The sequence below is a fragment of the Streptomyces mutabilis genome (assembly GCF_046628145.1).
In the GTDB taxonomy this organism is placed as follows: Bacteria; Actinomycetota; Actinomycetes; order Streptomycetales; family Streptomycetaceae; genus Streptomyces; species Streptomyces mutabilis.
Genome location: NZ_CP176874.1, coordinates 3,448,219 through 3,472,368, shown reverse-complemented (window position 1 = coordinate 3,472,368; position 24,150 = coordinate 3,448,219). Strand labels below are relative to the sequence as shown.

21 protein-coding genes are annotated in these 24,150 nt (G+C 73.0%); 15 read left to right on the top strand and 6 right to left on the bottom strand.

The window, feature by feature from the left end:
• Position 1: 1 nt before the first annotated feature.
• A complete protein-coding gene (locus ACLIN4_RS15395) occupies positions 2-1,204 on the bottom strand; it encodes an alpha/beta hydrolase family protein (RefSeq protein WP_411575901.1) in 1,203 nt (400 codons plus the stop codon).
• A gap of 366 nt (positions 1,205-1,570) precedes the next feature.
• Here ACLIN4_RS15395 and ACLIN4_RS15390 point away from each other — a divergent pair, with 366 nt between their 5' ends.
• Positions 1,571-3,124: a VCBS repeat-containing protein gene (locus tag ACLIN4_RS15390; protein WP_411575900.1), complete on the top strand. Its 1,554-nt coding sequence runs from the start codon at positions 1,571-1,573 to the stop codon at positions 3,122-3,124.
• A 62-nt stretch (positions 3,125-3,186) separates the two neighbouring features.
• Here ACLIN4_RS15390 and ACLIN4_RS15385 read toward each other — a convergent pair whose 3' ends face one another.
• Positions 3,187-3,564 (bottom strand): MerR family transcriptional regulator, encoded by a 378-nt coding sequence (locus ACLIN4_RS15385; RefSeq protein ID WP_107477813.1) that lies wholly within the window; start codon positions 3,562-3,564, stop codon positions 3,187-3,189.
• Positions 3,565-3,639: 75 nt separating this feature from the next.
• Between ACLIN4_RS15385 and ACLIN4_RS15380 the strand changes: the two genes are divergently transcribed.
• The gene (locus ACLIN4_RS15380; protein ID WP_107477814.1) at positions 3,640-4,368 is read left to right on the top strand and encodes an SDR family oxidoreductase; all 729 of its coding nucleotides are present in this window, start codon (positions 3,640-3,642) and stop codon (positions 4,366-4,368) included.
• A 33-nt stretch (positions 4,369-4,401) separates the two neighbouring features.
• Here ACLIN4_RS15380 and ACLIN4_RS15375 read toward each other — a convergent pair whose 3' ends face one another.
• Positions 4,402-5,022 (bottom strand): dihydrofolate reductase family protein, encoded by a 621-nt coding sequence (locus tag ACLIN4_RS15375; protein ID WP_107477815.1) that lies wholly within the window; start codon positions 5,020-5,022, stop codon positions 4,402-4,404.
• 85 nt (positions 5,023-5,107) lie between these two features.
• On the bottom strand, positions 5,108-5,560 hold the full coding sequence (locus tag ACLIN4_RS15370; protein WP_107477816.1) for an NUDIX hydrolase: 453 nt from the start codon (positions 5,558-5,560) through the stop codon (positions 5,108-5,110).
• A gap of 195 nt (positions 5,561-5,755) precedes the next feature.
• Here ACLIN4_RS15370 and ACLIN4_RS15365 point away from each other — a divergent pair, with 195 nt between their 5' ends.
• The 11 genes from ACLIN4_RS15365 to ACLIN4_RS15315 all read left to right on the top strand — a co-directional run bounded on the left by ACLIN4_RS15365 (position 5,756) and on the right by ACLIN4_RS15315 (position 19,402).
• Complete coding sequence (locus ACLIN4_RS15365) at positions 5,756-6,757, top strand: EamA family transporter (protein WP_289908129.1); 1,002 nt, start codon at positions 5,756-5,758, stop codon at positions 6,755-6,757.
• An 81-nt stretch (positions 6,758-6,838) separates the two neighbouring features.
• Positions 6,839-8,578 carry a serine/threonine-protein kinase gene (locus ACLIN4_RS15360; protein WP_107478125.1) on the top strand — a complete coding sequence of 580 codons (1,740 nt, stop codon included), beginning with the start codon at positions 6,839-6,841 and terminating at the stop codon, positions 8,576-8,578.
• A gap of 160 nt (positions 8,579-8,738) precedes the next feature.
• The gene (locus ACLIN4_RS15355; RefSeq protein ID WP_179342485.1) at positions 8,739-9,533 is read left to right on the top strand and encodes a TIGR03084 family metal-binding protein; all 795 of its coding nucleotides are present in this window, start codon (positions 8,739-8,741) and stop codon (positions 9,531-9,533) included.
• A complete protein-coding gene (locus ACLIN4_RS15350; protein ID WP_382023177.1) occupies positions 9,530-11,200 on the top strand; it encodes an acyclic terpene utilization AtuA family protein in 1,671 nt (556 codons plus the stop codon). The genes ACLIN4_RS15355 and ACLIN4_RS15350 overlap by 4 nt, the downstream gene beginning before the upstream one ends.
• A 22-nt stretch (positions 11,201-11,222) precedes the next feature.
• The gene (locus tag ACLIN4_RS15345; protein ID WP_307652624.1) at positions 11,223-12,821 is read left to right on the top strand and encodes an acyl-CoA carboxylase subunit beta; all 1,599 of its coding nucleotides are present in this window, start codon (positions 11,223-11,225) and stop codon (positions 12,819-12,821) included.
• A gap of 10 nt (positions 12,822-12,831) precedes the next feature.
• Positions 12,832-14,679, top strand: coding sequence for an acetyl/propionyl/methylcrotonyl-CoA carboxylase subunit alpha (locus tag ACLIN4_RS15340; protein ID WP_411575899.1), 1,848 nt, complete (start codon positions 12,832-12,834; stop codon positions 14,677-14,679).
• Between the two features lie 55 nt (positions 14,680-14,734).
• Positions 14,735-15,874: an acyl-CoA dehydrogenase family protein gene (locus ACLIN4_RS15335; RefSeq protein WP_107478121.1), complete on the top strand. Its 1,140-nt coding sequence runs from the start codon at positions 14,735-14,737 to the stop codon at positions 15,872-15,874.
• A 28-nt stretch (positions 15,875-15,902) separates the two neighbouring features.
• Positions 15,903-17,471, top strand: coding sequence for a 4-coumarate--CoA ligase family protein (locus ACLIN4_RS15330; protein WP_411576757.1), 1,569 nt, complete (start codon positions 15,903-15,905; stop codon positions 17,469-17,471).
• Positions 17,468-18,202 (top strand): enoyl-CoA hydratase family protein, encoded by a 735-nt coding sequence (locus ACLIN4_RS15325; protein WP_107478120.1) that lies wholly within the window; start codon positions 17,468-17,470, stop codon positions 18,200-18,202. Before ACLIN4_RS15330 ends, ACLIN4_RS15325 begins: the two co-directional genes overlap by 4 nt.
• Positions 18,190-18,840 (top strand): TetR/AcrR family transcriptional regulator, encoded by a 651-nt coding sequence (locus tag ACLIN4_RS15320; RefSeq protein ID WP_179342484.1) that lies wholly within the window; start codon positions 18,190-18,192, stop codon positions 18,838-18,840. Before ACLIN4_RS15325 ends, ACLIN4_RS15320 begins: the two co-directional genes overlap by 13 nt.
• Positions 18,833-19,402 carry a hypothetical protein gene (locus ACLIN4_RS15315; protein ID WP_289908133.1) on the top strand — a complete coding sequence of 190 codons (570 nt, stop codon included), beginning with the start codon at positions 18,833-18,835 and terminating at the stop codon, positions 19,400-19,402. Before ACLIN4_RS15320 ends, ACLIN4_RS15315 begins: the two co-directional genes overlap by 8 nt.
• A 50-nt stretch (positions 19,403-19,452) precedes the next feature.
• On the opposite strand, the gene ACLIN4_RS15310 is transcribed toward ACLIN4_RS15315, so the two are convergent.
• The gene (locus ACLIN4_RS15310; protein ID WP_179342483.1) at positions 19,453-20,367 is read right to left on the bottom strand and encodes a YceI family protein; all 915 of its coding nucleotides are present in this window, start codon (positions 20,365-20,367) and stop codon (positions 19,453-19,455) included.
• Between the two features lie 416 nt (positions 20,368-20,783).
• The gene (gene pdxH / locus ACLIN4_RS15305; protein WP_289908134.1) at positions 20,784-21,461 is read right to left on the bottom strand and encodes a pyridoxamine 5'-phosphate oxidase; all 678 of its coding nucleotides are present in this window, start codon (positions 21,459-21,461) and stop codon (positions 20,784-20,786) included.
• Between the two features lie 254 nt (positions 21,462-21,715).
• Between pdxH and ACLIN4_RS15300 the strand changes: the two genes are divergently transcribed.
• Together ACLIN4_RS15300 and ACLIN4_RS15295 are read left to right on the top strand one after the other, a co-directional pair.
• Positions 21,716-22,816, top strand: a complete 1,101-nt coding sequence (locus ACLIN4_RS15300) for a citrate synthase 2 (protein ID WP_411575898.1) — start codon at positions 21,716-21,718, stop codon at positions 22,814-22,816.
• A 361-nt stretch (positions 22,817-23,177) separates the two neighbouring features.
• On the top strand, positions 23,178-24,062 hold the full coding sequence (locus ACLIN4_RS15295) for a GNAT family N-acetyltransferase (protein WP_411575897.1): 885 nt from the start codon (positions 23,178-23,180) through the stop codon (positions 24,060-24,062).
• Positions 24,063-24,150 lie beyond the last annotated feature (88 nt).

Here is a 24,150-nt window from a genome sequence, read left to right as displayed (position 1 = left end):
GCTACGGCCGGTGGAACTCGACCTCGGGGCGGGACGCCGTGGGGCCGTCGAGCAGAGGCTGGGGGATGCCGCGCAGGTGGCGGTCGAAGAAGGCGTGAACATAATCGCGGGTGATGTACCAACTCCGCTCACCTGAGAGCGGTGCCTCCGGATCCGTCGGCAGTCCGAGCCGGTCGCCCAGCCAAGGGAAGTCGGTGAAGGAGAAGTGCCCGGCCCCTTCGACGGTCAGCCACCGCTTCCAGCCGTGCAGACGGTCCCAGGCACCGGCCCAGTCGGGGCCGTCGCTGCCGGGGCTGTGGGTGTTCGCCGCGCCGACCATCATGAACGGCCGTCGACCGAGCCCGGACCCGGCGTCGTCGACGAAGAAGTCGCCGTCGAGATCGACGCCCGCCCGAACCCGGCGGTCGGCGGCCATCGTCGCGGCGGCGGTCGCCCCGCCGATCGAATGCCCGGCTGCCCCGATCCGCCGGGGATCGATCACGCGGGCCAGCGCCCCGGTCCTCCGGCGGTCCGTCAGCTCGTCGATCACGAACGACAGGTCGGCCGCCCTGCCGCGCACCACAGCGCCCGACTCGTCCCGTCCGTCGACCTCTTCGCAGGCCACGCAGGGCATGACCCGGCCTCCGGGGAACTCCGTGGCGAGCGATTCGTAGGCGTGGTCCACGGCGGCGACGACGTAACCACGACTGGCCAGGTCGTCGGCGAGCGAGGTGAGCGTGGCGCGCGGCATCCCGAACCCGGGGGACAGCAGTACCAGCGGGAAGCGTCCCCGCGCCGGGGCGGCGCCGACCCGTGCGTGCGTCCGGGTGCCGGCGAGCGTCTCGGCCGGCACGACACCGGCCAGGCCCCTGGCCTCCAGCAGGAGCCGTGCCTCGTCGGTCGTCATGTACGCCGCCGGTGCCCCGTCCCCCGCCCGGCGGGCCGGGTACGACACGGTCACCAGCAACTCCCGCCCCCGCGCCGTCGGCACCCAGGGATCGGTGCGGTGCCGGTCGACGAGGTGCAGGGCGCGGCGCCCCACCGGGTGCTGTCCGGCGGGGCGCGGCAGCTCGGGCGCGCTGGTGCTGCGCGTCCCCGGCACCGAGTACTTCGCCTGCGCGGGTGCCTGCTGGGAAGCCGTCGCGGGCGCGGCGCCCAGGAGCGGAACGGCCAACGCGCACGTCAGCAGGGCGGCCAGTGCGACTCTGTGCGATCTGGTGGTCATGTCCCGAAGCTAGGTCCCCGACCGCGCTCGACACATCGGCCCCGGGCGCCGCTCGGCGTACGACCAGGGGATGACGCCGGAGGGCGGGGTGATACCGCGGGGCGACGGGAGACAGACGGCTCGTATCGGTGCCTCCCCCCTCGGAGTCGATGACTTCCAGCCGTCGGCCGCGGCTCCCGGCCACTCTCAGGACGTCGGCGAGGCATTCCGCCAGTCGCCCCACAAGGTCCTGCGGACACTGCGCGAAGAGGGGCTCACTCACACGGAGCCCGGCCTCGGTTCTTTCGTCGCCGAGCGGCCGGGAGGCAGTGGCGCCGACCCGGCCTGACCGGAACCGTGCCGGGCAGCCGCTGCGTGATCGTCTGTATGGACGGTTCGGGTGGTCGAGGGGGAGGGGCGCGGCGGCGCGTCGGTGAGCGGGAGTGGTTCGTGGTGGGCGGCGCGGCCATTGTCGCGCTGGCCGTCGTCACGGGTGTGGTGATCGCGGGTGACTCCGCGACCGACGTCGCAGCGCCGCACGACTGCCGGACCTCGGTGCACGGCACCGCGCCGGTGACCCAGCGGCCCGCGTCGGCCGAGACCGCCCCCGCCGCCGACTTCGACGGGGACGGCCACCCCGACCTGGCCTTCGGCTCGCAGGGGGACGTGGAGGGCGGGGCCGGAGGCAGCAGCATCGAGGTGGCGTACGGGGCGGGGGACGGGACGGGACCGACGCGCTGTCAGCACCTCACGCAGGACGACCCCGGCATACCGGGGAGGAACCGCGACGAGAGTTTCTTCGGGTCCGACGTGGTCGCCCGCGACCTCGACGAGGACGGGTACACCGACCTCGCCGCCGCCGTCTTCGACTGGGAGCCGAGCGTGATCGTCATGTGGGGCTCTGCGGACGGGCTGTCCCGCGCCACCCGGGTGCCGGGGACGGACACCAGCCACGTCTCCTGGGACATCGACCCGATCCTGGACGAGCAGCTCGCCGCCGGTGACTTCGACGGCGACGGGCACACCGATCTGGTCTTCGGGCTGGGCTCCGGGAAGGGGCTGCTCAAGGGGCCGTTCGAACGGGACGGCACCCCGGCGGAGACGGCCGCCGTGCCGGCACCGCGCCGGCCCGCGGGGAACGTCGACTCCGCGAACTACGTCGACCTCGTCGCCGGGGACCTGGACGGCGACGGCGCCGACGAGCTGGTGACCTTCCACAACGCCTGGTCCCCGGACGCCACTTGGTCCGAGACGCCATGGCCGGTCGGCTACTTCGAGGGCGGCCCGAACGGCCTCACCCGGCCCGACGGAGTGGACCTCCCCGACGCGGCGACGGCGGCCGTCGGTGACGTGGACGGCGACGGCTACGGCGACCTGGTCCTCAGCCCCCGGGGCGGCGACGCGAGCCGCAGCTCGGTGACGGTGGTGTACGGGTCGGAATCGGGGCCGGGCAAGCGCAGGACGACGATCGACCGCGACACGCCGGGCGTGCCCGGCGAGGAGCCCCAGGACGAGGACGCCGGCTTCATCTCCCTGGACACCGGGGACGTGAACGGTGACGGATACGCGGACGTGGCGGCCGGGGCGCCGCGATGGGACCCGTACGCCGAACCGGGCCCCGAGCAGGTGCTGTTCCTGGCGGGCGGCCCGGACGGACTGACCGGCGAGGGCGCCCGGGTCTTCGAGGGCGGCACCTTCCCCGGCTCGGGCGAGCGGACGGGCTTCGGCTCGGAGGTGGCCCTCACCGACCTGGACGGCGACCGCCGTGCCGAGCTGGTGGTGGCCGAGCTGGGCGGTGACACGACCGACGGCTCCGCGTGGCTGCTGCCCGGCACGGGCGACGGGCCGTCCGCCGAAGGTGTCGTCAGGCTCTACGGGGAGACCTTCGACGACAGCGAGGACCTGGACCTTGTGATGGGCGGCGGGGGCATCGCCCACTAGGGCCACTTGGGCCACTGGTGCTCCAGCCGTAGATCGCCGGTGCGACGTCCGACCGACCGCGCCTACGGGTGCGTGTCCGTGATCGCGATGACCTCATCGAGGCGGTCCAGGGTGGCCTGCAGGTCGTCGACCTTGGCCTGGATGCGGTCGCGCTCGGCGCGCAGCATGGCTCGTTGCTCGGCGTCGGTGTGCCCGGTGTCCCAGCACGGAAGGAGTTCCGCGATCCTTCGACTGGTCAGACCGGCGGCGAACATCTGCTGGAAGAAGCGGACCAGGGTGACGGTGTCCTGCCGGTAGAGGCGCTGGCCGGACGGGCTGCGCTCCGCGGTGAGCAGCCCCTGCTGCTCGTAGTAGCGCACGGCGCGTACCGAGACACCGGCGCCCCGTGCCACCTCGCCGATGCGGAGCAGCCGCTCGGCAGCAGCCTCCGTGACGGTCATGGTGATTCCTCTCGTCCCGGTCCTGAGGGCCAGCACTTGCCTCTGACGTCAGCGTCAGGTTTTAGCGTACCGGGCATGGATATCAACGACTCCGTCGCCCTTGTCACCGGAGCCAACCGCGGCCTGGGCCGCGCCTTCGCCACGCGCCTGCTCGAACGGGGCGCCCACAAGGTCTACGCGACGGCCCGCCGGCCGGAGACCGTGGACCTGCCCGGGGTCGAGGTGCTGCCCCTCGACATCACCGATCCGGCATCCGTGAGGGCCGCCGCCGAGGCCGCCCCGGACGTCTCGCTACTCATCAACAACGCGGGAATCAATACGAGAACCGATCTGGTGACCGGTTCGCTGGACTCGGTGCGGCACGAGCTGGAGACCAACATGTTCGGCCACCTGGGAATGGTCCGGGAGTTCGCGCCGGTGCTCGCCAGGAACGGCGGGGGCGCGATCGTCAATGTCCTCTCCGCCATGTCGTGGTTCGGGGGCGCGGGCGCCAATGCCTACCACCTGACCAAGGCCGCCGCCTGGGCCATGACCAACGGCGTTCGCCTGGAGCTCGCCGAGCAGGGCACGCTCGTCACAGCGGTACACCTCGGCCTGGCCGACACCGACATGGCGGCGGGCTGGCCCGTGGACAAGATCGCTCCTTCGGACCTGGCCGACGCGGCGCTCGACGGTGTCGAGGCGGGCTCCGCCGAGGTCCTTGCCGACCGATGGAGTCGGGACGTCAAGTCCCGGCTGCCGCTGACGCCGGAAGAGTTCAACGCCGCGATGGACCGCGCCCTGGCGGCGCTGATGGCTGCCTGAGGGGCCCTCGCGGTGCGCCGGCCGCTCTCCGGATCACTGCCCGAGGCGGTACTTCAGGTGGGTGGCCAGGGGAGTGTGCACCACCCGGACCGGTTCGAGGTCGCGGCGGACCGCTCCCGGCCCCTCGAAGAGCCGCAGTCCGGCTCCGAGGAGCGTGGGGACCACGTGGAGCTGGAGCTCGTCGACGAGACCGGCCCCGAGGTACTGCCGCACCGTGTCCGCGCCGCCCGCGATGTCGACGTTGCGGTCCCCGGCGGCGGTCTTCGCCTGCTCCAGGGCGCTGTGGATGCCGTCGGTGACGAAGGTGAAGGTGGTGCCGCCCTTCTTGGCCAGGGTCGGGCGGGGACGGTTGGTGAGGACGAAGACCGGGGTGCGGAAGGGCGGGTCCTCGCCCCAGAACTCCTCGCCCGTGTCGTACATCATCCGGCCCATGACCACCGCGCCCGTGGCGTCGAACCACTCCCGGACCAGCTCCGAGTCGCGGTTCTCCACCCCGCCGGTCATGCCCTGGCGTTCCCGCCAGCTCGCCAGGGTGTGGATCCAGTCGAAGATCGGCTCGCCGCCGTCACCGCCCGGGTTGTCGAGGGTGACGTTCGGGCCGGCGACGTAGCCGTCGAGGGTGATGGCCAGGTCCGCGGTCACGGTGGTGGTCATGGGGGTGCTCCTCGGGTCGTGGAGTGTGCCTTCACCCTTGCGTCGACCGGGGGCCGGCGCTTTCGACACGTCCCGCGAAAGTGATTCAGGGAGCCGTCTCGCCCCGCACCAGCGGACGGCACACCGGCTGGACGTCCTCGGGCAGGTCGTCCGGTCGGCACCAGCGGGCCTCCAGGATCTCGAACGGGTCGATGCGCAGTTCGCCGCCGAGCAGACGGGCCTCGTAGGCCACTTCCAGGCGGGTGCGCAGGCCGCTGTTCAGCATGACCAGGCGGCCCACCTCCACGTCGAGGCCGGTCTCCTCCCGCACCTCGCGGACCACCGTCCGCCGGAAGTCCTCGCCCTTGCGCGCGAAGCCGCTCGGCAGACCCCACTGGCGGCCCGGCGGCCACATCCGGTGCTTCAGCAGCAGGACCCGGCCCTCGTCGTCGCGGACCACGCCGGTCACGCCGACCACGTACTTCGTGTGCAGCAGCCACATCACACGGCTCTGGAACGGGCGCAGGAGGCGCCACAGGCGGGCAATGAGTCGTCTCACAGGGCGGACGCTACCTCCTCGGCGGGCGGGCCGATCCGGGGGAGGGCGCCCACGGACCGGATGTCCGTTGACAGCGGCGTTCCCCGCCCGCGACAGTTGCATGGCAGGCGTACGCGCCTGTCCTGGTCCACTACCGTGGACCGTGCCGTACAGCTCGATGAACGAACCCGTCCCGCAGACCGTCCCGGAGCACCCGTGAGTACCCCCAGCGCTACCCCCGGCACCCCCACCCCGGCCGCCACCGCTTCCCCGGCGGGCCCCGGGGCAGCGCCCGCCACCGGTCAGGCCGCCGGTCGGGCCCCCGCGCCGGACGGCGCGCAGGGCGGGCGGTGGGGGGCCCTCGGGCCCGTCGGTCTCGTCCTGGCCGGCGGTCTGTCCGTGCAGTTCGGTGCCGCGCTGGCGGTGAGCCTGATGCCGCGGGCCGGTGCGCTCGGCGTGGTGACGCTGCGGCTGGCGGTCGCCGCCGTCGTGCTGCTGCTCGTCTGCCGGCCCCGGCTGCGCGGGTACTCGCGGGCCGACTGGGGCACGGTCGTCGTCTTCGGCATCGCCATGGCCGGCATGAACGGCCTCTTCTACCAGGCCGTCGACCGCATCCCCCTCGGCCCCGCCGTCACCCTGGAGGTGCTCGGCCCGCTCGCCCTGTCCGTCTTCGCCTCGCGGCGCGCGGTCAACCTGGTCTGGGCCGGGCTCGCCCTGGCCGGCGTCTTCCTGCTCAGCGGCGGCGGCTTCGACAGCCTCGACCCGGTCGGTGCCGCCTACGCACTCGCGGCGGGGGTCATGTGGGCGGCGTACATCCTCTTCAGCGCCCGCACCGGCCGCCGTTTCCCGCAGGCCGACGGGCTGGCCCTCGCGATGGCGGTCGGCGCGGTGCTGTTCCTGCCGCTGGGCATCGCCGAGTCGGGCGCCGAGCTGATCGACCCGGTGACGCTGGCGTTGGGCGCCGGGGTCGCGCTGCTCTCCTCCGTACTGCCGTACACCCTCGAACTCCTCGCCCTGCGCCGCCTGCCGGCCCCCACCTTCGCCATCCTCATGAGCCTGGAGCCCGCCATCGCCGCGGCGGCCGGTTTCCTCATCCTCGACCAGGCCCTGTCCGCGACCCAGGCCGCCGCCATCGCACTCGTCATCGCGGCGAGCATGGGGGCGGTGCGGACCCAGGTGGGGCGGCGGCGGGCGAAGGCGGTCCCGGACCTGCCGTAGGACCCCGGCCCGACCGGCCGTCACCTCCAGCACATAGGCTGCGGACCTGGTCATCTCATCGGGATCATGGGGAGGGAACCGATGAACCACCCGGCCGAGGTCTTCCAGCCCTTGCAGGACGACGATCCGCGCGCGGTGGGCGGCTACCGGCTCGCCGCCCGTCTCGGAGCGGGCGGCATGGGGCGGGTCTACCTGTCGCACACCCGGGGCGGCCGGCCCGTGGCCATCAAGGTCGTACGGTCGGAACTGGCCGACGATCCGACCTTCCGGCGGCGTTTCGGCCGGGAGATCAAGTCGGCCCGGAAGGTCAAGGGCGCCTACACCGCCGAACTGATCGACGCCGACGCCGACGGCATCCCGCCCTGGCTGGCCACGCTGTACGTACCCGGGCCCTCCCTGTCGGGCGCCGTCGCCCGGAGCGGGCCGCTGCCGGTGCCGGCGGTGCTGTGGCTGATGGCGGGGGTCGCGGAGGCGCTGCAGGCCATCCACGGTGCGGGCATCGTGCACCGGGACCTCAAGCCGTCGAACGTACTGCTCGCCTCCGACGGCCCCCGCGTCATCGACTTCGGCATCTCGGTCGCCGCCGACAGCACCGCGCACACCGCCACGGGCGCCGCCATCGGGACCCCCCAGTACATGGCGCCCGAGCAGGCGTCCGGGGGCGACGTCACGGCGGCGACGGACATCTTCTCGCTCGGGCAGACGGCCGCGTTCGCGGCGCTGGGCAGGCCGCTGTACGGCGACGGGCCGGCCGCCACCGTGCTGTACCGGATCGTCCACTCGCAGCCCGACCTGTCCGAGCTGCCCGAACGCCTGCGCGACCTGCTCGGCCGGTGCCTGGCCGCCGACCCCGAGGACCGGGCCACCCCGGTCGAGGTCGTCGAGTGGTGCCGCCGGGAGCTGGGCCGGGACGACGGGGAAGAGGCGGGCCCGGCCGTGTGGCAGGAGATCGCCGGGCCGCCGGTGACGGTCCCGCCGCCGGTCGCGGCCACGGGCCCGGCGACCGCCGCGGCCTCGGTTCCGGTCCTGGACCCCACCGTGGGGCACACGCGACCGTGGACGGCTCCGCAGCAGGCCGTCGCGCAGTGGCCGGGCGCGGCACAGTGGCCCGCCGGTCCGTACGGCACGACCGCGCCGCAGCGGCAGGACGGCCCAAAGGAGCGCGGGCGCCGCCGGAGACGCGTCGCGCTGATCACGGGCGCAGCCCTGGCCGCGGGCGCGCTCGCGATCACCGCGGCATGGACGGTCTTCGACGCGGCGTGGGACGCGGTACGGGACCGCACCCGGGACACGGCGGCGTCCGCGTCCGGGACGCCCCGTCCGCAGGCGAAGGGGTCGGCCCCGGCCGGGGAGACCGACGCGTCGTCGATCGGGCCGGGTGCCGCCTCGTCCGCCGGCGCGTCGGACACGGGGGCCGACGGTCTCACGGCGGGGGCCACTGCTCCGCAGGCTCACGTCTACCTCACCCCGTTGCTGACCCACGACAACTCGCTGATCCTTCACAACGGCGAGGAGAGCAAGGACCGCAAGGGCGACATCCGCTTCGGTTGCGAGAGCGCGGGCTGCGAGCTGACGAGCGACACCAGCGTCATGGTTCACAACGTCCTCGGCCCCGGCGCCACGTACGAGACGTGCCGTCGGCTGACCTCCGACTCGGAGGCCTCCCATGAACTCCTGCTGGCCGACAAGGCGGCGGGAAGCGAGATCTGCGTCAAGCACCGCAACGGCGACATCGCGCTGATGGTCATCCAGACGAAGTCGACCGCGATGCCGGACATCGGCTTCCTCGCCACGGATCTGACGGTCTGGCCGGCGGAGTGAGAGGGCGGACGCGGTGACCGGTTCCGGGCTGTGAGAGCTCGGGTGCTTCGGGAGACGGCCTTCGCCCAAAATCATGCAAGCATGCTTGATTGTTAAGCCCACCCCTGCGATGCTCCACCCGGCACCACCCCGCACACCGCCGTGCCCGAGGGGAGCGACCGTGTCCGACCCGACGCCCGTGATCGACGACCTGCGCGAGGAGAGCGAGGAACTCGACGCGCTGGTCGCCCGGTTGAGCCCCGAGGAGTGGCGGCTCGCCACCCCCGCGCCCGGCTGGACGATCGCCCACCAGATCGCGCACCTGGCCTGGACCGACCGGGCCGCCCTGGTCGCCGTCACCGACGAGGAGGGCTTCGGCGCCCTGGTCGACCAGGCCCTCGCCGCGCCCGACCGGTACGTCGACGACGGCGCCGAGGAGGGTGCCCGGCGGGAGCCGGCCGAGCTGCTGGCCGCCTGGCGGGACGGACGCGCCGCCCTCGACAAGGCGCTGCGCGCCTCGCCCCCCGGCACCCGCTTCCCCTGGTACGGCCCGCCCATGGCCGCCGCCTCCATGGCCACCGCCCGCCTGATGGAGACCTGGGCCCACGGCCTCGACGTCGCCGAGACGCTCGGCGTCACCCGTCCGCCCACCGACCGCCTGCGGCACATCGCCCGCATCGGCGTCCGTGCCCGGGACTTCGCCCACGCCGCCCACGGACTCACCCCGCCCGCCGAGCAGTTCCGCGTCGAACTGACCGGCCCCGGTGGCGACCTGTGGACGTACGGCCCCGAGGACGCTCCGCAGCGCGTCACCGGCCCCGCCCTCGACTTCTGCCTCCTGGCCACCCAGCGCGCCCACCGCACCGACCTCGCCCTCACCGCCGAGGGCCCGGACGCCGACCGCTGGCTGGACATCGCCCAGGCCTTCGCCGGACCACCGGGAGCCGGACGCCCACCGAAGGGAACCGTTCGGTGAGCGTGCTCCGCGTCGGCAACGCCTCCGGCTTCTACGGCGACCGCTTCGACGCCGTGCGCGAGATGCTCACCGGCGGTCCCCTGGACGTCCTCACCGGCGACTACCTCGCCGAACTCACCATGCTCATCCTCGGCCGCGACCGGCTGAAGAACCCGGACGCCGGGTACGCCCGCACCTTCCTGCGGCAGCTGGAGGAGTGCCTCGGCCTCGCCCACGAACGGGGCGTGAGGATCGTCGCCAACGCCGGCGGGCTCAACCCGGCCGGACTCGCCGACGCCGTACGGGCGTTGGCCGACCGGCTCGGCATCCCCGTGCGGGTCGCGCATGTCGAGGGCGACGACCTGACCGCCGCCCACCCGGGGACGCTGGCCGCGCACGCCTACCTCGGCGGTTTCGGCATCGCCGAGTGCCTGCGCGCGGGCGCCGACGTGGTCGTCACCGGGCGGGTCACCGACGCCGCCCTCGTCACCGGGCCCGCCGCCGCGCACTTCGGGTGGCAGCCGACGGAGCACGACCGGCTGGCGGGCGCCGTCGTCGCCGGGCACGTGCTGGAGTGCGGGGCGCAGGCGACCGGCGGCAACTACGCGTTCTTCCGGGACGGTGACGTGCGGCGGCCCGGCTTCCCGCTCGCCGAAGTGCACGCCGACGGGAGCTGCGTCATCACCAAGCACGACGGCACCGGCGGCTTCGTCGACGTCGGCACGGTGACCGCCCAACTGCTGTACGAGACGGGCGGCGCCCGGTACGCGGGCCCCGACGTCACCGCCCGGCTGGACACCGTACGGCTCACCCAGGACGGACCCGACCGGGTACGGATCGACGGGGTGCGGGGCGAGGCACCGCCGCCCACGCTCAAGGTCGGCCTCAACCGGCTCGGCGGCTTCCGCAACGAGGTCGCCTTCGTCCTGACCGGACTGGACGTCGAGGCCAAGGCCGCGCTGGTCCGCGCCCAGATGGAACCCGCCCTCGGTGAGGTCGCCGACGTGCGCTGGGACCTCGTCCGCACCGACCGGCCCGACGCCGGCACCGAGGAGACGGCCAGCGCCCTGCTGCGGCTCGTCGTGCGCGACCCCGACCCGGAGAAGGCCGGCCGGGCGCTGAGCGGAGCCGCCGTGGAACTGGCCCTGTCCAGCTACCCCGGCTTCCACGTCCTGGCGCCTCCGGGCAAGGGCGCCCCCTACGGCGTCTTCGAGGCAGCCCACGTCCCGCAGGACGCCGTGGACCACGTGGCCGTCCTGCACGACGGGCGCCGGGTGCCGGTGGCGCCCGCGAAGGACACGGCCGTACTCGAAGCCGTACCGGAACCGCCTCCGCCGCCACCGCTCCCAGCCGGCCCCACCCGCCGCGCACCCCTCGGCCTCGTCGCCGGTGCCCGCAGCGGCGACAAGGGCGGGGACGCCAACGTCGGCGTATGGGCGCGGACGGACGAGGCCTGGCGGTGGCTCGCGCACGAACTGACCGCCGACCGGCTGCGCGAGCTGATCCCCGAGGCCCGCGACCTGCCCGTCACCCGGCACGCCCTCCCCGGCCTGCGCGCCCTGAACTTCGTCGTCGAGGGCATCCTCGGCGAGGGCGTCGCCGCGCAGGCCCGATTCGACCCGCAGGCCAAGGCGCTCGGCGAATGGCTGCGCGCCCGGCACGTCGACATACCGGAGGTTCTCCTGTGACCGTCAGCCCGGAGGTACAGCCGTGACCGTCCTCGCCTCCGCCCTCGACCCCACCGCCCCCGACCACCGGGCCAACCGCGAGGCCATGCTCGCCAAGCTCGCCGACCTGGACGCCGAGCACGCCAAGGCCGTCGCGGGCGGCGGCGAGAAGTACGTCGCCCGGCACCGGAAGCGCGGCAAGCTCCTCGCCCGCGAGCGCATCGAGCTGCTCCTCGACCCCGACACGCCCTTCCTCGAGCTGTCACCGCTCGCCGCCTGGGGGAGCGAGTACACCGTGGGCGCCTCCCTCGTCACCGGCATCGGCGTAGTCGAGGGCGTCGAGTGCCTGATCACCGCCAACGACCCGACCGTGCGCGGCGGCGCCAGCAACCCCTGGTCGCTGAAGAAGGCCCTGCGCGCCAACGACATCGCCCTCGCCAACCGGCTGCCCTGCGTCAGCCTGGTCGAGTCCGGCGGCGCCGACCTGCCGTCGCAGAAGGAGATCTTCATCCCGGGCGGCGCGATCTTCCGCGACCTCACCCGGCTGTCCGCGGCCGGCATCCCGACGATCGCCGTCGTCTTCGGCAACTCCACGGCGGGGGGCGCGTACGTCCCCGGGATGTCCGACCACGTGATCATGGTCAAGGAGCGAGCGAAGGTCTTCCTCGGCGGGCCGCCGCTCGTCAGGATGGCGACCGGCGAGGAGAGCGACGACGAGTCGCTGGGCGGCGCCGAGATGCACGCCCGCACCTCGGGGCTGGCCGACCACTTCGCCGTCGACGAGCCCGACGCGATCCGCCAGGCCCGCCGCGTCGTCGCCCGGCTCAACCACCGCAAGGCGTACGCCGATCCGCCGCTCGCCGAGCCGCCGAAGTACGACCCGGAGGACCTGCTCGGCATCGTCCCCGGCGACCTCAAGACCCCCTTCGACCCGCGCGAGGTCATCGCCCGGATCGTCGACGCCTCCGACTTCGACGAGTTCAAGCCGCTGTACGGGACGAGCCTCACGACCGGGTGGGCAGCCCTGCACGGCTACCCGGTGGGCATCCTCGCCAACGCCCAGGGGGTGCTGTTCAGCGAGGAGTCGCAGAAGGCCGCCCAGTTCATCCAGCTCGCCAACCAGCGCGACATCCCGCTCCTCTTCCTGCACAACACCACCGGCTACATGGTCGGAAGGGAGTACGAGCAGGGCGGCATCATCAAGCACGGCGCGATGATGATCAACGCGGTCAGCAACAGCCGCGTCCCGCACCTCTCCGTCCTCCTGGGCGCCTCCTACGGCGCCGGGCACTACGGGATGTGCGGCCGCGCCTACGACCCCCGCTTCCTCTTCGCCTGGCCCAGCGCCAAGTCCGCCGTCATGGGCCCGCAGCAGCTCGCCGGCGTGCTCTCCATCGTGGCCCGCCAGTCGGCCGCCGCGAAGGGGCAGCCGTACGACGACGAGGGCGACGCCGCGCTGCGCGCCATGGTGGAGCAGCAGATCGAGTCCGAGTCGCTGCCGATGTTCCTGTCCGGGCGGCTCTACGACGACGGCGTCATCGACCCGCGCGACACCCGCACCGTCCTCGGCCTGTGCCTGTCCGCCGTCCACACCGCACCCTACGAGGGCGCACGCGGTGGCTTCGGCGTCTTCCGGATGTGAGGGAACCACTGTGATCAGTACTGTCCTCGTCGCCAACCGGGGCGAGATCGCCTGCCGCGTCTTCCGCACCTGCCGCGAGTCGGGCATCCGGACGGTCGCCGTGCACTCGGACGCGGACGAGAACGCCCTGCACGCGCGCGTGGCCGACGCGGCGGTACGGCTGCCGGGCGCCGCCTCCGCCGACACCTATCTGCGCGGCGACCTGGTCGTGAAGGCCGCCGTCGCCGCCGGCGCCGACGCCGTCCACCCCGGCTACGGCTTCCTCTCCGAGAACGCCGACTTCGCGCGCTCCGTCACCGACGCCGGGTTGGTGTGGATCGGTCCGCCGCCGGAGGCGATCGAGGCGATGGCGTCCAAGACCCGCGCCAAGGAACTGCTCGGCATCGCGCCCCTCACCGACGTCACCGAGACCGACCTGCCGGTGCTGGTGAAGGCCGCGGCCGGCGGCGGCGGACGCGGCATGCGCGTCGTACGGCGCCTCGCCGACCTCGACGCCGCACTGACCGCCGCCCGCGCGGAGGCCGCGAGCGCCTTCGGCGAAGGCGAGGTGTTCGTCGAGCCCTACGTGGAGGGTGGCCGCCACGTCGAGGTGCAGGTCCTCGCCGACACCCACGGCACGGTGTGGACGCTCGGCACCCGCGACTGCTCCCTCCAGCGCCGCCACCAGAAGGTCATCGAGGAGGCCCCCGCACCGGGCCTGAGCGCCCCGCTCACCGAGGACCTGTACGGGCAGGCCGTCCGCGCCGCCCGCGCGGTCGGCTACGTCGGCGCCGGGACCGTCGAGTTCCTGGTCGCCGACGGCAGGGCGCACTTCCTGGAGATGAACACCCGCCTTCAGGTCGAACACCCCGTCACGGAGGCCGTCTTCGGCGTCGACCTCGTCGCCCTCCAGATCCGGATCGCCGAGGGCCACGCCCTGGACACCGACCCCCCGCCCGCGCGGGGCCACGCCGTCGAGGCCCGCCTGTACGCCGAGGACCCGGCGAACGGCTGGGCCCCGCAGGCCGGCCGACTGCACCGCCTCGCCGTCCCCGACGGCATCCGCCTGGACACCGGGTACACCGACGGCGACGACATCGGCGTCCACTACGACCCGATGATCGCCAAGGCGGTCGCCCACGCGCCCACCCGCGCGGAGGCCGTCCGCCGCCTCGCCGGCGCCCTGGAACGGGCGGCGGTCCACGGCCCGGTCACCAACCGGGACCTGCTCGTACGCTCCCTGCGGCACGAGGAGTTCACGTCCGCCCGCATGGGCACCGGCTTCTACGACCGCCACCTGGCCGACCTGACGTCTCCCGCCCCGGATCCCCTCGCGCCCCTGGCCGCCGCCCTCGCCGACGCCCACGGCCGCTCCCGGTTCGGCGGCGGCTGGCGGAACGTCCCGTCACAGCCCCAGGTCAAGCGGTACGCCATGGCGGGCGAGGAGCACGAGGTCCGCTACCGCCACACCCGCACCGGCCTCACCGCGGACGGCGTACGCGTCGTCCACGCCGACGCCCGCCTCGTCGTCCTCGAATCCGACGGCGTACGGCGCCGCTACGACGTCGCCCGCTACGGCGACGACCGGATCCACGTCAACACCACCCTCCTCACCGCCCTGCCCCGCTTCCCCGACCCCACCGCCCAGCACGCCCCCGGCTCCCTCCTCGCCCCCATGCCCGGCACGGTCGTCCGCGTCGCGGAGGGCCTGACGGAGGGCACGACCGTCCAGGCCGGCCAGCCCCTCCTGTGGCTGGAGGCGATGAAGATGGAACACCGGATCACCGCCCCGGCCACAGGCACGCTGACGGAACTGAAGGCCGTACCAGGTCAGCAGGTCACGGTCGGCTCTCTACTGGCGGTAGTGCAAGCGCCCTAGGGGCGCGGGGAACTGCGCGACCAGCCACGACGCTCCCGCACCCGGAAGGAAGCCCATGGCCACCACCATCGAATCCGAAGACCACAAAGCCCTCCGCACAGCGGTATCCACCTTCGCCAGGAACCACCCCCGCACCCTCGGCACCGACAACCGGCAGTTCTGGCAGGAAGCCGCCAAACTCGGCTACATCGGCGTCAACCTCCCCGAGGCCTACGGCGGAGGCGGCGGCGGGATCACCGAACTCTCCCTCGTCCTGGAGGAGATGGGCGCCGCCGGCAACCCCCTGCTCATGATGATCGTCTCCCCGGCGATCTGCGGCACCGTCATCTCCCGCTTCGGCACCGACGCCCAGAAGCGGGACTGGCTCCCGTCCCTCGCCGACGGCACCCGCCTGATGGCGTTCGGCATCACCGAACCCGACGCGGGCTCCAACAGCCACCGCATCACCACCACCGCCCGCCGCGACGGCACCGACTGGCTCCTGACCGGCCGCAAGGTCTTCATCAGCGGCGTCGACATCGCCGACGCCACCCTCGTGGTCGGCCGCACCGAGGACGCCCGCACCGGCAGGCTCAAGCCCTGCCTGTTCATCGTCCCCCGCGACACCCCCGGCTTCGAGCGCCGACAGATCGACATGGAACTGAACGCCGCGGAGAAGCAGTTCGAGCTGACCCTCGACGACGTACGGCTGCCCGCCGAAGCCCTCGTCGGCGACGAGGACGCGGGCCTCCTCCAGCTCTTCGCCGGACTCAACCCCGAGCGCATCATGACCGCGGCGTTCGGCATCGGCATGGGTCGCTACGCGCTCTCCCGCGCCCTGGAGTACGCCCGTGAGCGCACCGTCTGGAAGACCCCCATCGGTGCCCACCAGGCCATCGCCCACCCGCTCGCCCAGGCCCACATCGACCTCGAACTGGCCCGCCTGATGACGCAGAAGGCCGCCCACCTCTACGACGCCGGTGACGACACGGGCGCCGGTGAGGCCGCCAACATGGCCAAGTACTCCGCGGGAGAAGCCTGCGTGAAGGCCGTCGACCAGGCCGTGCACACCCTCGGCGGCAACGGCCTCACCCGCGAGTTCGGGCTCGCCCAGCTGATCACGGCGTCGCGCGTGGCCCGCATCGCCCCGGTGAGCAGGGAGATGATCCTCAACTACGTCTCCCACCAGACCCTGGGCCTGCCCAAGTCGTACTAGACCGCGTCCTGGACCTGTTGGAGGAATGGTGTTCCGCAGCGAGTACGCAGACGTCCCGCCCGTCGACCTGCCCATCCACGAGGCCGTCCTCGGCCGGGCCGCCGAATACGGGGACACCCCGGCGCTGATCGACGCCACCGACGGCACCACCCTCACCTACGAGCAGGTGGACGGGTTCCACCGGCGCGTCGCCGCCGCCCTCGCCGAGGCCGGCGTCCGCAAGGGCGACGTCCTCGCGCTGCACAGCCCCAACACGGTCGCCTTCCCGCTCGCCTTTTACGCCGCCACCCGCGCGGGAGCCTCGGTCACCACCGTGCACCCGCTCGCCACGGCCAAGGAGTTCGGCAAGCAACTGGAGGACTGCGCGGCCCGCTGGATCGTCACCGTCTCACCCCTGCTGGACACCGCCCGGCGGGCCGCCGAACTAGCGGGCGACGTCCAGGAGATCCTCGTCTGCGACAGCGCACCCGGCCACCGCTCGCTCATCGACATGCTGGCCTCCACCGCCCCCGAACCGTCCGTCGCCATCGACCCCGCCGAGGACGTCGCCGCCCTGCCGTACTCCTCCGGCACCACCGGCACCCCCAAGGGCGTCATGCTCACCCACCGGCAGATCGCCACCAACCTCGCCCAGCTCGAACCGGCGGTCCCGGCCGCACCCGGCGAACGTATCCTCGCCGTGCTCCCCTTCTTCCACATCTACGGTCTGACGGCCCTCGTGAACGCCCCGCTGCGGCTCGGCGCCACCGTCGTCGTCCTGCCCCGCTTCGACCTGGAGCAGTTCCTCGCCGCCATCCAGAACCACCGCATCACCGGCCTGTACGTCGCCCCGCCGATCGTCCTGGCCCTCGCCAAGCACCCCCTGGTCGCCGACTACGACCTGTCCTCACTCCGATACGTCATCAGCGCCGCCGCCCCCCTGGACGCGAACCTCGCCGCCGCCTGCTCCCGACGGCTCGGCCTCCCGCCCGTCGGCCAGGCCTACGGCATGACCGAACTCTCCCCGGGCACCCACGTCGTCCCCCTCGACGCCATGGACGACGCCCCGCCCGGAACCGTCGGCAAACTCATCGCGGGCACGGAGATGCGCATCGTCTCCCTCGACACCCCCGGCAAGGACCTCGGCCCCGGCGAGTCCGGCGAGATCCTCATCCGCGGACCCCAGGTCATGAAGGGCTACCTCGGCCGGCCCGACGCCACCGCCGCCATGATCGACACCGACGGCTGGCTGCACACCGGGGACGTCGGGCACGTCGATGCCGACGGGTGGCTGTTCGTCGTCGACCGAGTCAAGGAACTGATCAAGTACAAGGGCTTCCAGGTGGCCCCCGCCGAACTGGAAGCCCTCCTGCTCACCCACCCCGGCATCGCCGACGCCGCCGTCATCGGCGCCTACAACGACGACGGCAACGAAGTCCCGCACGCCTACGTGGTGCGCCGCCCCACCGCACCCGGCCTCTGCGAGGCGGAGGTCATCATGTACGTCGCCGAACGCGTCGCCCCCTACAAACGCGTGCGCAAGGTCACCTTCATCGACGGCGTGCCCAGGGCCGCCAGCGGCAAGATCCTCAGGCGCGAGCTGAGGGAGCGCCCGTGACCCTCGTCGCCCGCACCCGCACCCGGGGAGTCCAGACCCTCACCCTCGACTCCCCGCACAACCGCAACGCCCTCTCCGCCGCCCTCGTCACCGACCTCGCCACCGCCCTCACCGACGCCGGCGAGGACACCGACGTACGCGCCGTCCTCCTCACCCACACCGGCAACACCTTCAGCGCCGGCGCCGACCTGCGCGACCCGCCCGGTCCCGACGCCCTGGTCGCACTGCTCCGACAGATCGTCGAACTGCCCAAACCCGTCATCGCACGCGTCACCGGACACGTCCGCGCGGGCGGCCTCGGCCTGCTCGGCGCCTGCGACATCGCGGCCGCCTCCACCACGTCGACCTTCGCCTTCACCGAGGTCCGCATCGGCGTCGCCCCCGCCGTCATCTCCCTGCCGCTCCTGCCCCGCACCGACCCCCGCGCCCTCGCCCGCCACTACCTCACCGGCGAACGCTTCGACGCCGACCAGGCCGCCCGCACCGGCCTGGTCACGGCGGCGGGCGACGACGTGGACGCCGTACTGGCACCCGTCCTCGACGGTGTGCGCCGTGCCTCACCGCAGGGCCTGGCCGAGACGAAACGGCTGCTCACGGCTAGGGTGCTGGAGGCCTTCGACCGGGACGCGGACCGCCTGACCGCGCTCTCGGCCCGGCTGTTCGCCTCTCCGCAGGCCCGCGAGGGGATGACGGCCTTCCTCGAACGACGGGATCCGGAATGGGTGGTGTGAGCGGCGCCGTGCACACGGCCGACCGCGCGGAGCGCGTTCCCAAGCAGGACCGCAGCCGGGCCACCCGGCAGCGGCTCCTGGAAGCCGCCGTGGCCTGCCTCGCCGAACACGGCTGGGCCGGCTCCACGGTCTCGGTCGTCGCCGAACGCGCCGGCGTCTCCCGGGGCGCCGCCCAGCACCACTTCCCGACCCGCGAGGACCTCTTCACGGCCGCCGTCGAATACGTCGCCGAGGAACGCTCCGGCGCACTGCGCGCCCTCTTCCCCGAGGGCGCCGGCGCCGACGACCGGCACGCCGTGGTCGCCGCGCTCGTCGACCTCTACACCGGCCCCCTCTTCCGCGCCGCCCTCCACCTGTGGGTGGCCGCCTCCAACGAGGAGCAACTGCGCGGCCGGGTGACCGAACTGGAGGCCCGCGTCGGCCGCGAGACCCACCGCATCGCCGTCGACCTCCTCGGCGCCGACGAGTCCCGCCCCGGCGCCCGCGAAACCGTCCAGGGTCTCCTCGACATGGCCCGCGGCCTCGGCCTCGCCAACCTCCTCACCGACGACGCGGCCCGCCGCGAACGGGTCGTGGAGCAGTGGGCCCGGCTGCTGGACGGCGTACTGGACGGGACGCCGGGCCGGCGCCATGGGTGACCGGTTCCAGGTGATCGTCGACATCGACGCCGGTGAGGCCGACGCGCGGCGGCTGGCCGGGCGGGTGCTGGAGTGGCTGGTCGCCGAGGGCGTCGTCCTCGCCGAACGCACCCGGTGCGTACCCGGACAGCCCCTCGGACACCCGCCCGGCCCGCACTGGGAGCGGGCGGTCACCGACGACTGGGACCTCGCGCCCTCGGACGGACTCGCCGTCCACACCCGGCGCACCGGCTTCACCAGCGGGGCGGACATGCCCGGCGCGGCCCACTGCCCGCACTGCGCCGCACCCACCCCACTGGACGACCCGGACGGCGCCACGGCCTGGCAGCGCTTCAGCACCGCCATGCAAACCTGGCACGACACGGGCGCCGCGACCGTCGACTGCCCCGCCTGCGCCACCGCCGTCCCCGTCCAGGACTGGACCTGGGACGAGGCGCCCGTCGCCCTCGGCCACCTCGGCTTCGAGTTCTGGAACTGGCCCGACCTCACCGACGGCTTCCGCGCCCGCCTCACCGCACTCCTCGACGGCCACCGCACGGCGTACGTGTGGGGACGCTTCTAGGCGGCAGGCAGGCAGGACGACGGCGCCCCGAGGCGTCGCCCCATGGGTGTCTACTCCGGGGGCGTGGGCGTGTCGTGGGTGCGGTACATGGCCTGTACGTCCATCTCCAGCTGGATGGTCGGACCGACGACCGCGATACCGCGGGCCAGCATGGAGCGCCAGTTCAGGGTGTAGTCCTCCCGGTGGAGTTCCGCCTTGGCGAGGGCCGCACAGCGCAGCTCCTGGTCGTAGCCCCCGTTGACCATCCCGAGGTAGGTCGTGTCGAGTCCGACGGAGCGGCTGGTGCCGTGCATGGTGAGCGTGCCGTGCAGGGTCCACTTGGACCCGCCGCGGTAGGCGAACCGGGTACTGGTGAAGTCGATGTAGGGGTAGCGCTCGACGTCCAGGAAGTCGGCGGAGCGCAGGTGGTTGTCACGGGTGTTGTTGCCCGTGTTGATGCTGGCGGCTTCGATGCGTACCGAGACCTGCGAGTCGGTCATGTCCGGTGCGACGCGGATGCCGCCCTGGAAGCGGGTGAACCGGCCGTGCACATGAGCCATGCCGACGTGTTTGGCGATGAACCGAATCGCGGTGTGCGGGGGGTCGAACAGCCAGGTCCCGGCTGTCGGAAGCTCCAGCTGGCGCGCGGGCGCGAGGCCCACGCGGGTCGGCGTCAGAGCGACCCCGGCCGTGATGTCGACGGTCTCGCGGGCGGGCGACAGGCCCTCGGCGACCGTCATGACGCTGTACGACCCCGGAGGCAGCGTCGCTATGAAGTAGCCGTTGGGATCCGTGGTTCCACGTGTCACCACCCGGTGGCTCTCCACCGCGCTCACGGTGACCTCGGCCCCGCCCATGGGCTGCCCCATGGGATCGACGACCTGGTAGCCGAACGCCCCGGCGTCGGGCGGCAGGGGGACCGACATGCTCGGTCCGGCACCGGCGGCACCGCGCGAAAGCCGGCGTCGTAGCAACCTGAGGGCCATGGAGTTCACCTTTCTTCACAGGGGCACCGCGACGCGGCCCACTCGGTCGCCGATGTTCGCGGTCGCCAAAGTGGGTGGCGACGGGAGGGCGTATGCGGAGGCGGCGGTTCACTGGTGATCATAAAGCCGCACGGTTCAGCCACTCGGCCCCTGAGCGGGAGCAGTTCCCTCGCCCGGTCCGTGGATGCAGGGTCGTATACCAGCACATAGGCGGCCCAGGTCACCGCACCTCGGCTTCGGTGCTTTGCAGCGATGCTGTGGCGAAGGGCACGGAAGGGGACCGTGATTTTCACCAGCAGTCCCGATCTTCATCACGGACCCGACACGAGCCCGGTCTCGTGGGCGACGAGGGTGACGAGCGACGAGCAGGCGCATCCACCGCGCGCCGTTCCGGAACCCCGGTCGCGTGGGGGGCGTCAGGGAGCGAGCCGCTCCACCCGCCACCCCCCGTCCGCCCGAGCCGCGTACCGCAACCGGTCGTGCAGCCGGTTCTCCCGCCCCTGCCAGAACTCCACCGCCTCCGGCACCACCCGGAACCCGCCCCAGTGCGGCGGCACCGGCACCCGCTCGCCCTCCGGATACCGCGCCGCCAGCTCGGCGTACGCGGCGTCCAGGGCCTCCCGGCCCGCCACCACCGACGACTGGGCGCTCGCCCACGCGCCCAACTGCGAGCCGTGCGGCCGGGTCCGGAAGTACCCGGCGGTCTCGTCCCGGCCGGTGCGCCGGGCCGTTCCCGTCACGACGACCTGCCGGGCCATCGGATGCCACGGGAACAGCAGCGACACGTGCGGGTTCTCGTCCAGCTCACGGCCCTTGCGCGACCCGTAGTTGGTGTAGAAGACGAACCCCCGCTCGTCGAAGTGCTTCAGCAGCACCGTGCGGGAACTGGGCCGGCCCTCCGCGTCCGCCGTGGAGACGACCATGGCGTTCGGCTCGAACAGCCCGCCCTCCGTCGCGGCCTGCTTGAACCAGCGCGCGAACTGCTCCACGGGCGTGGCGGCCAGCTCGGACTCGGAAAGCCCCTCGGCCCGGTACTGCTTGCGCATCGAGGCGAGATCGAAGGGGACGGCATCGCGGTCGGTCACACCGGCCATCCTGCCGTATCCACCGCCCACCCCACTGCGTCCTTCGTCACCATGTGGCACTCAGTGCCGCGACCCCTCCCCAAAGGTGGCACTCGGAGATATCGTGCTGGTCCCGTCCCGGTTGGATGACCCCCGGCCGGACGGGGCATCACAGGGGTGACCGCAGACCAGGACCGCGAGTCGACGTACGACCGCGGATCCCCAGGACCCGGTGATCCGAGACGGGCCGGTCGCCACACATCACGATCACGAGGAGCCGCCTGATGTCCGACTTCGTACCCGGGCTCGAAGGAGTCGTCGCGTTCGAGACGGAGATCGCCGAACCCGACAAGGAAGGCGGTGCCCTCCGCTACCGCGGCGTCGACATCGAGGACCTCGTCGGGCACGTCTCCTTCGGGAACGTCTGGGGCCTGCTCGTCGACGGCGCCTTCAACCCCGGCCTGCCGCCCGCCGAGCCCTTCCCGATCCCCGTGCACTCCGGCGACATCCGCGTCGACGTCCAGTCCGCCCTCGCCATGCTCGCGCCGGTCTGGGGCCTCAAACCCCTCCTCGACATCGACGCCGAGCAGGCCCGCGCCGACCTCGCCCGCGCCGCCGTCATGGCTCTTTCCTACGTCGCCCAGTCCGCCCGCGGCCAGGGCCTGCCCATGGTCCCGCAGCGCGAGATCGACAAGGCCCAGTCCGTCGTCGAACGCTTCATGATCCGCTGGCGCGGCGAACCCGACCCCAAGCACGTCGCCGCCGTCGACGCCTACTGGACCTCCGCCGCCGAGCACGGCATGAACGCCTCCACCTTCACCGCCCGCGTCATCGCCTCCACCGGCGCCGACGTGGCCGCCGCCCTCTCCGGAGCCGTCGGCGCCATGTCCGGCCCGCTGCACGGCGGCGCCCCCTCCCGCGTCCTGCACATGATCGAGGAGATCGAACGCACCGGCGACGCCGAGGCGTACGTCAAGAAGACCCTCGACGCGGGCGAGCGCCTCATGGGCTTCGGCCACCGCGTCTACCGCGCCGAGGACCCCCGCGCCCGCGTCCTGCGCCGCACCGCCCGCGAACTGGGCGCCCCCCGCTACGAGGTCGCCGAGGCCCTGGAGAAGGCCGCCCTGGCCGAGCTCCACGCCCGCCGCCCCGACCGGGTCCTGGCCACCAACGTCGAGTTCTGGGCGGCCATCATGCTGGACTTCGCCGAGGTCCCGGCGCACATGTTCGCCTCGATGTTCACCTGCGCCCGCACGGCCGGCTGGTCCGCGCACATCCTGGAACAGAAGCGCACCGGCCGCCTGGTCCGCCCCTCGGCCCGCTACGTCGGCCCCGGCTCCCGCGACCCGCGCGAGATCGAGGGCTACGACACCATCGCGACCTGACGCCGACCCCGTACACGCAGACGACCCGCGAGTCTGGTTCCTCCGGAGAGGAGCCGGCCGGACGTACCGGCGACTCGCGGGTCGGGTGACTGCTTGGGATTGGGCCGGCTGCACGCGTCGTTCGCGCACTGGTCCGGCACCGCACTGAGTGTGGTGGCGAGCCGCTAGCCCGCAGTCACCTCACGCGTCCGGTATTCATACATCTGCCGAACCACCTCCCTTCTCGTGTACGGCCCACCCTAAGAACTGGTCGGCCATCGAATCAACGGCTTTTTTCGCGGCCGGTACGACGCCCCTCCGGCGTCCGTCCCGATGTCGATCTCCATGGACGCGTCCGCGCTGGTCACCTACCGTTCCGCCCATGACGCAGCGACATGGGGAGCCGTCGGTGAGGCGGGCGATCGTCAGTGGTTCGGTCTTCGAGGAGCGGATCGGGTACGCGCGGGCCGTCGTGGACGGGGACCGGGTGCACGTGTCGGGGACGACCGGGTTCGACTACGCGTCGATGACGATCTCCGAGGACGTGGTGGAGCAGGCCGGGCAGTGTCTGCGGAACATCGGGGCGGCGCTCGCCGAGGCGGGGTGCACGTTCGGGGACGTGGTGCGGGTGCGGTACCTGCTGCCCGCCCGGGAGGACTTCGAGCCGTGCTGGCCGGTGCTGCGGCGGGCGTTCGGCGAGGTGCGGCCGGCCGCGACCATGATGGTGTGCGGGCTCGCGGACGAGCGGATGCGGATCGAGATCGAGGTGGACGCGCGGCGCGGGCCGGTCGGACCCGGGTCGGGGCTGCGGATCGAGGCCGTGGAGGTGGGCCGCGGCGGGGACGGGGACACCATGGTGGAGGAGTGGCGGTACGTGCACAACGAGGTCGTGCCGCCCGCCGCGATGGGTCCGCAGGAGGCGCGGGAGCGTGCTGCGCGGTACCGGCTGGCCAACGCCTACCTCGGGGACGTGCTGGTCGGGTGCTCCACCGTGCGGCCGCCCGAGGGGGAGGAGCGGGTGGCGACCGTGATCGCCCGGGTGCTGCCCGCGTTCCGGGGGCGCGGGATCGGTGCGGCGCTCTACGAGGCGGGCATGGCGCGGGCGTGGGCGCTCGGTGCGGGGGCGGTGGAGACCGTGGTGCTGGCGGCGAACGGTGACGGGTTGCGGTTCGCCGAGGGGCGTGGGTTCGTGGAGCGGGATCGGTACGTGTTGGATGGGGAGAGTGACGAGTGGGTCGATCTGAGGCTCGCGGCGACCCCGTCTTGACGGGGGCGTATGCCGAGTTTCCGCAGTACAACGATTTCCGCAATCTTGCGGGAACCCGGTGTGTGCTGCATCACGTTCGAGTTGAATG

Excerpts from the sequence above, each read along its gene's own strand:
- ACLIN4_RS15395 (WP_411575901.1), bottom strand. The coding sequence starts at position 1,204 with ATGACCACCAGATCGCACAGAGTCGCACTGGCCGCCCTGCTGACGTGC.
- ACLIN4_RS15390 (WP_411575900.1), top strand. The coding sequence starts at position 1,571 with ATGGACGGTTCGGGTGGTCGAGGGGGAGGGGCGCGGCGGCGCGTCGGT.
- ACLIN4_RS15385 (WP_107477813.1), bottom strand. The coding sequence starts at position 3,564 with ATGACCGTCACGGAGGCTGCTGCCGAGCGGCTGCTCCGCATCGGCGAG.
- ACLIN4_RS15380 (WP_107477814.1), top strand. The coding sequence starts at position 3,640 with ATGGATATCAACGACTCCGTCGCCCTTGTCACCGGAGCCAACCGCGGC.
- ACLIN4_RS15375 (WP_107477815.1), bottom strand. The coding sequence starts at position 5,022 with ATGACCACCACCGTGACCGCGGACCTGGCCATCACCCTCGACGGCTAC.
- ACLIN4_RS15360 (WP_107478125.1), top strand. The coding sequence starts at position 6,839 with ATGAACCACCCGGCCGAGGTCTTCCAGCCCTTGCAGGACGACGATCCG.
- ACLIN4_RS15335 (WP_107478121.1), top strand. The coding sequence starts at position 14,735 with ATGGCCACCACCATCGAATCCGAAGACCACAAAGCCCTCCGCACAGCG.
- ACLIN4_RS15320 (WP_179342484.1), top strand. The coding sequence starts at position 18,190 with ATGGGTGGTGTGAGCGGCGCCGTGCACACGGCCGACCGCGCGGAGCGC.
- ACLIN4_RS15315 (WP_289908133.1), top strand. The coding sequence starts at position 18,833 with ATGGGTGACCGGTTCCAGGTGATCGTCGACATCGACGCCGGTGAGGCC.
- ACLIN4_RS15310 (WP_179342483.1), bottom strand. The coding sequence starts at position 20,367 with ATGGCCCTCAGGTTGCTACGACGCCGGCTTTCGCGCGGTGCCGCCGGT.
- pdxH (WP_289908134.1), bottom strand. The coding sequence starts at position 21,461 with ATGGCCGGTGTGACCGACCGCGATGCCGTCCCCTTCGATCTCGCCTCG.
- ACLIN4_RS15300 (WP_411575898.1), top strand. The coding sequence starts at position 21,716 with ATGTCCGACTTCGTACCCGGGCTCGAAGGAGTCGTCGCGTTCGAGACG.
- ACLIN4_RS15295 (WP_411575897.1), top strand. The coding sequence starts at position 23,178 with ATGACGCAGCGACATGGGGAGCCGTCGGTGAGGCGGGCGATCGTCAGT.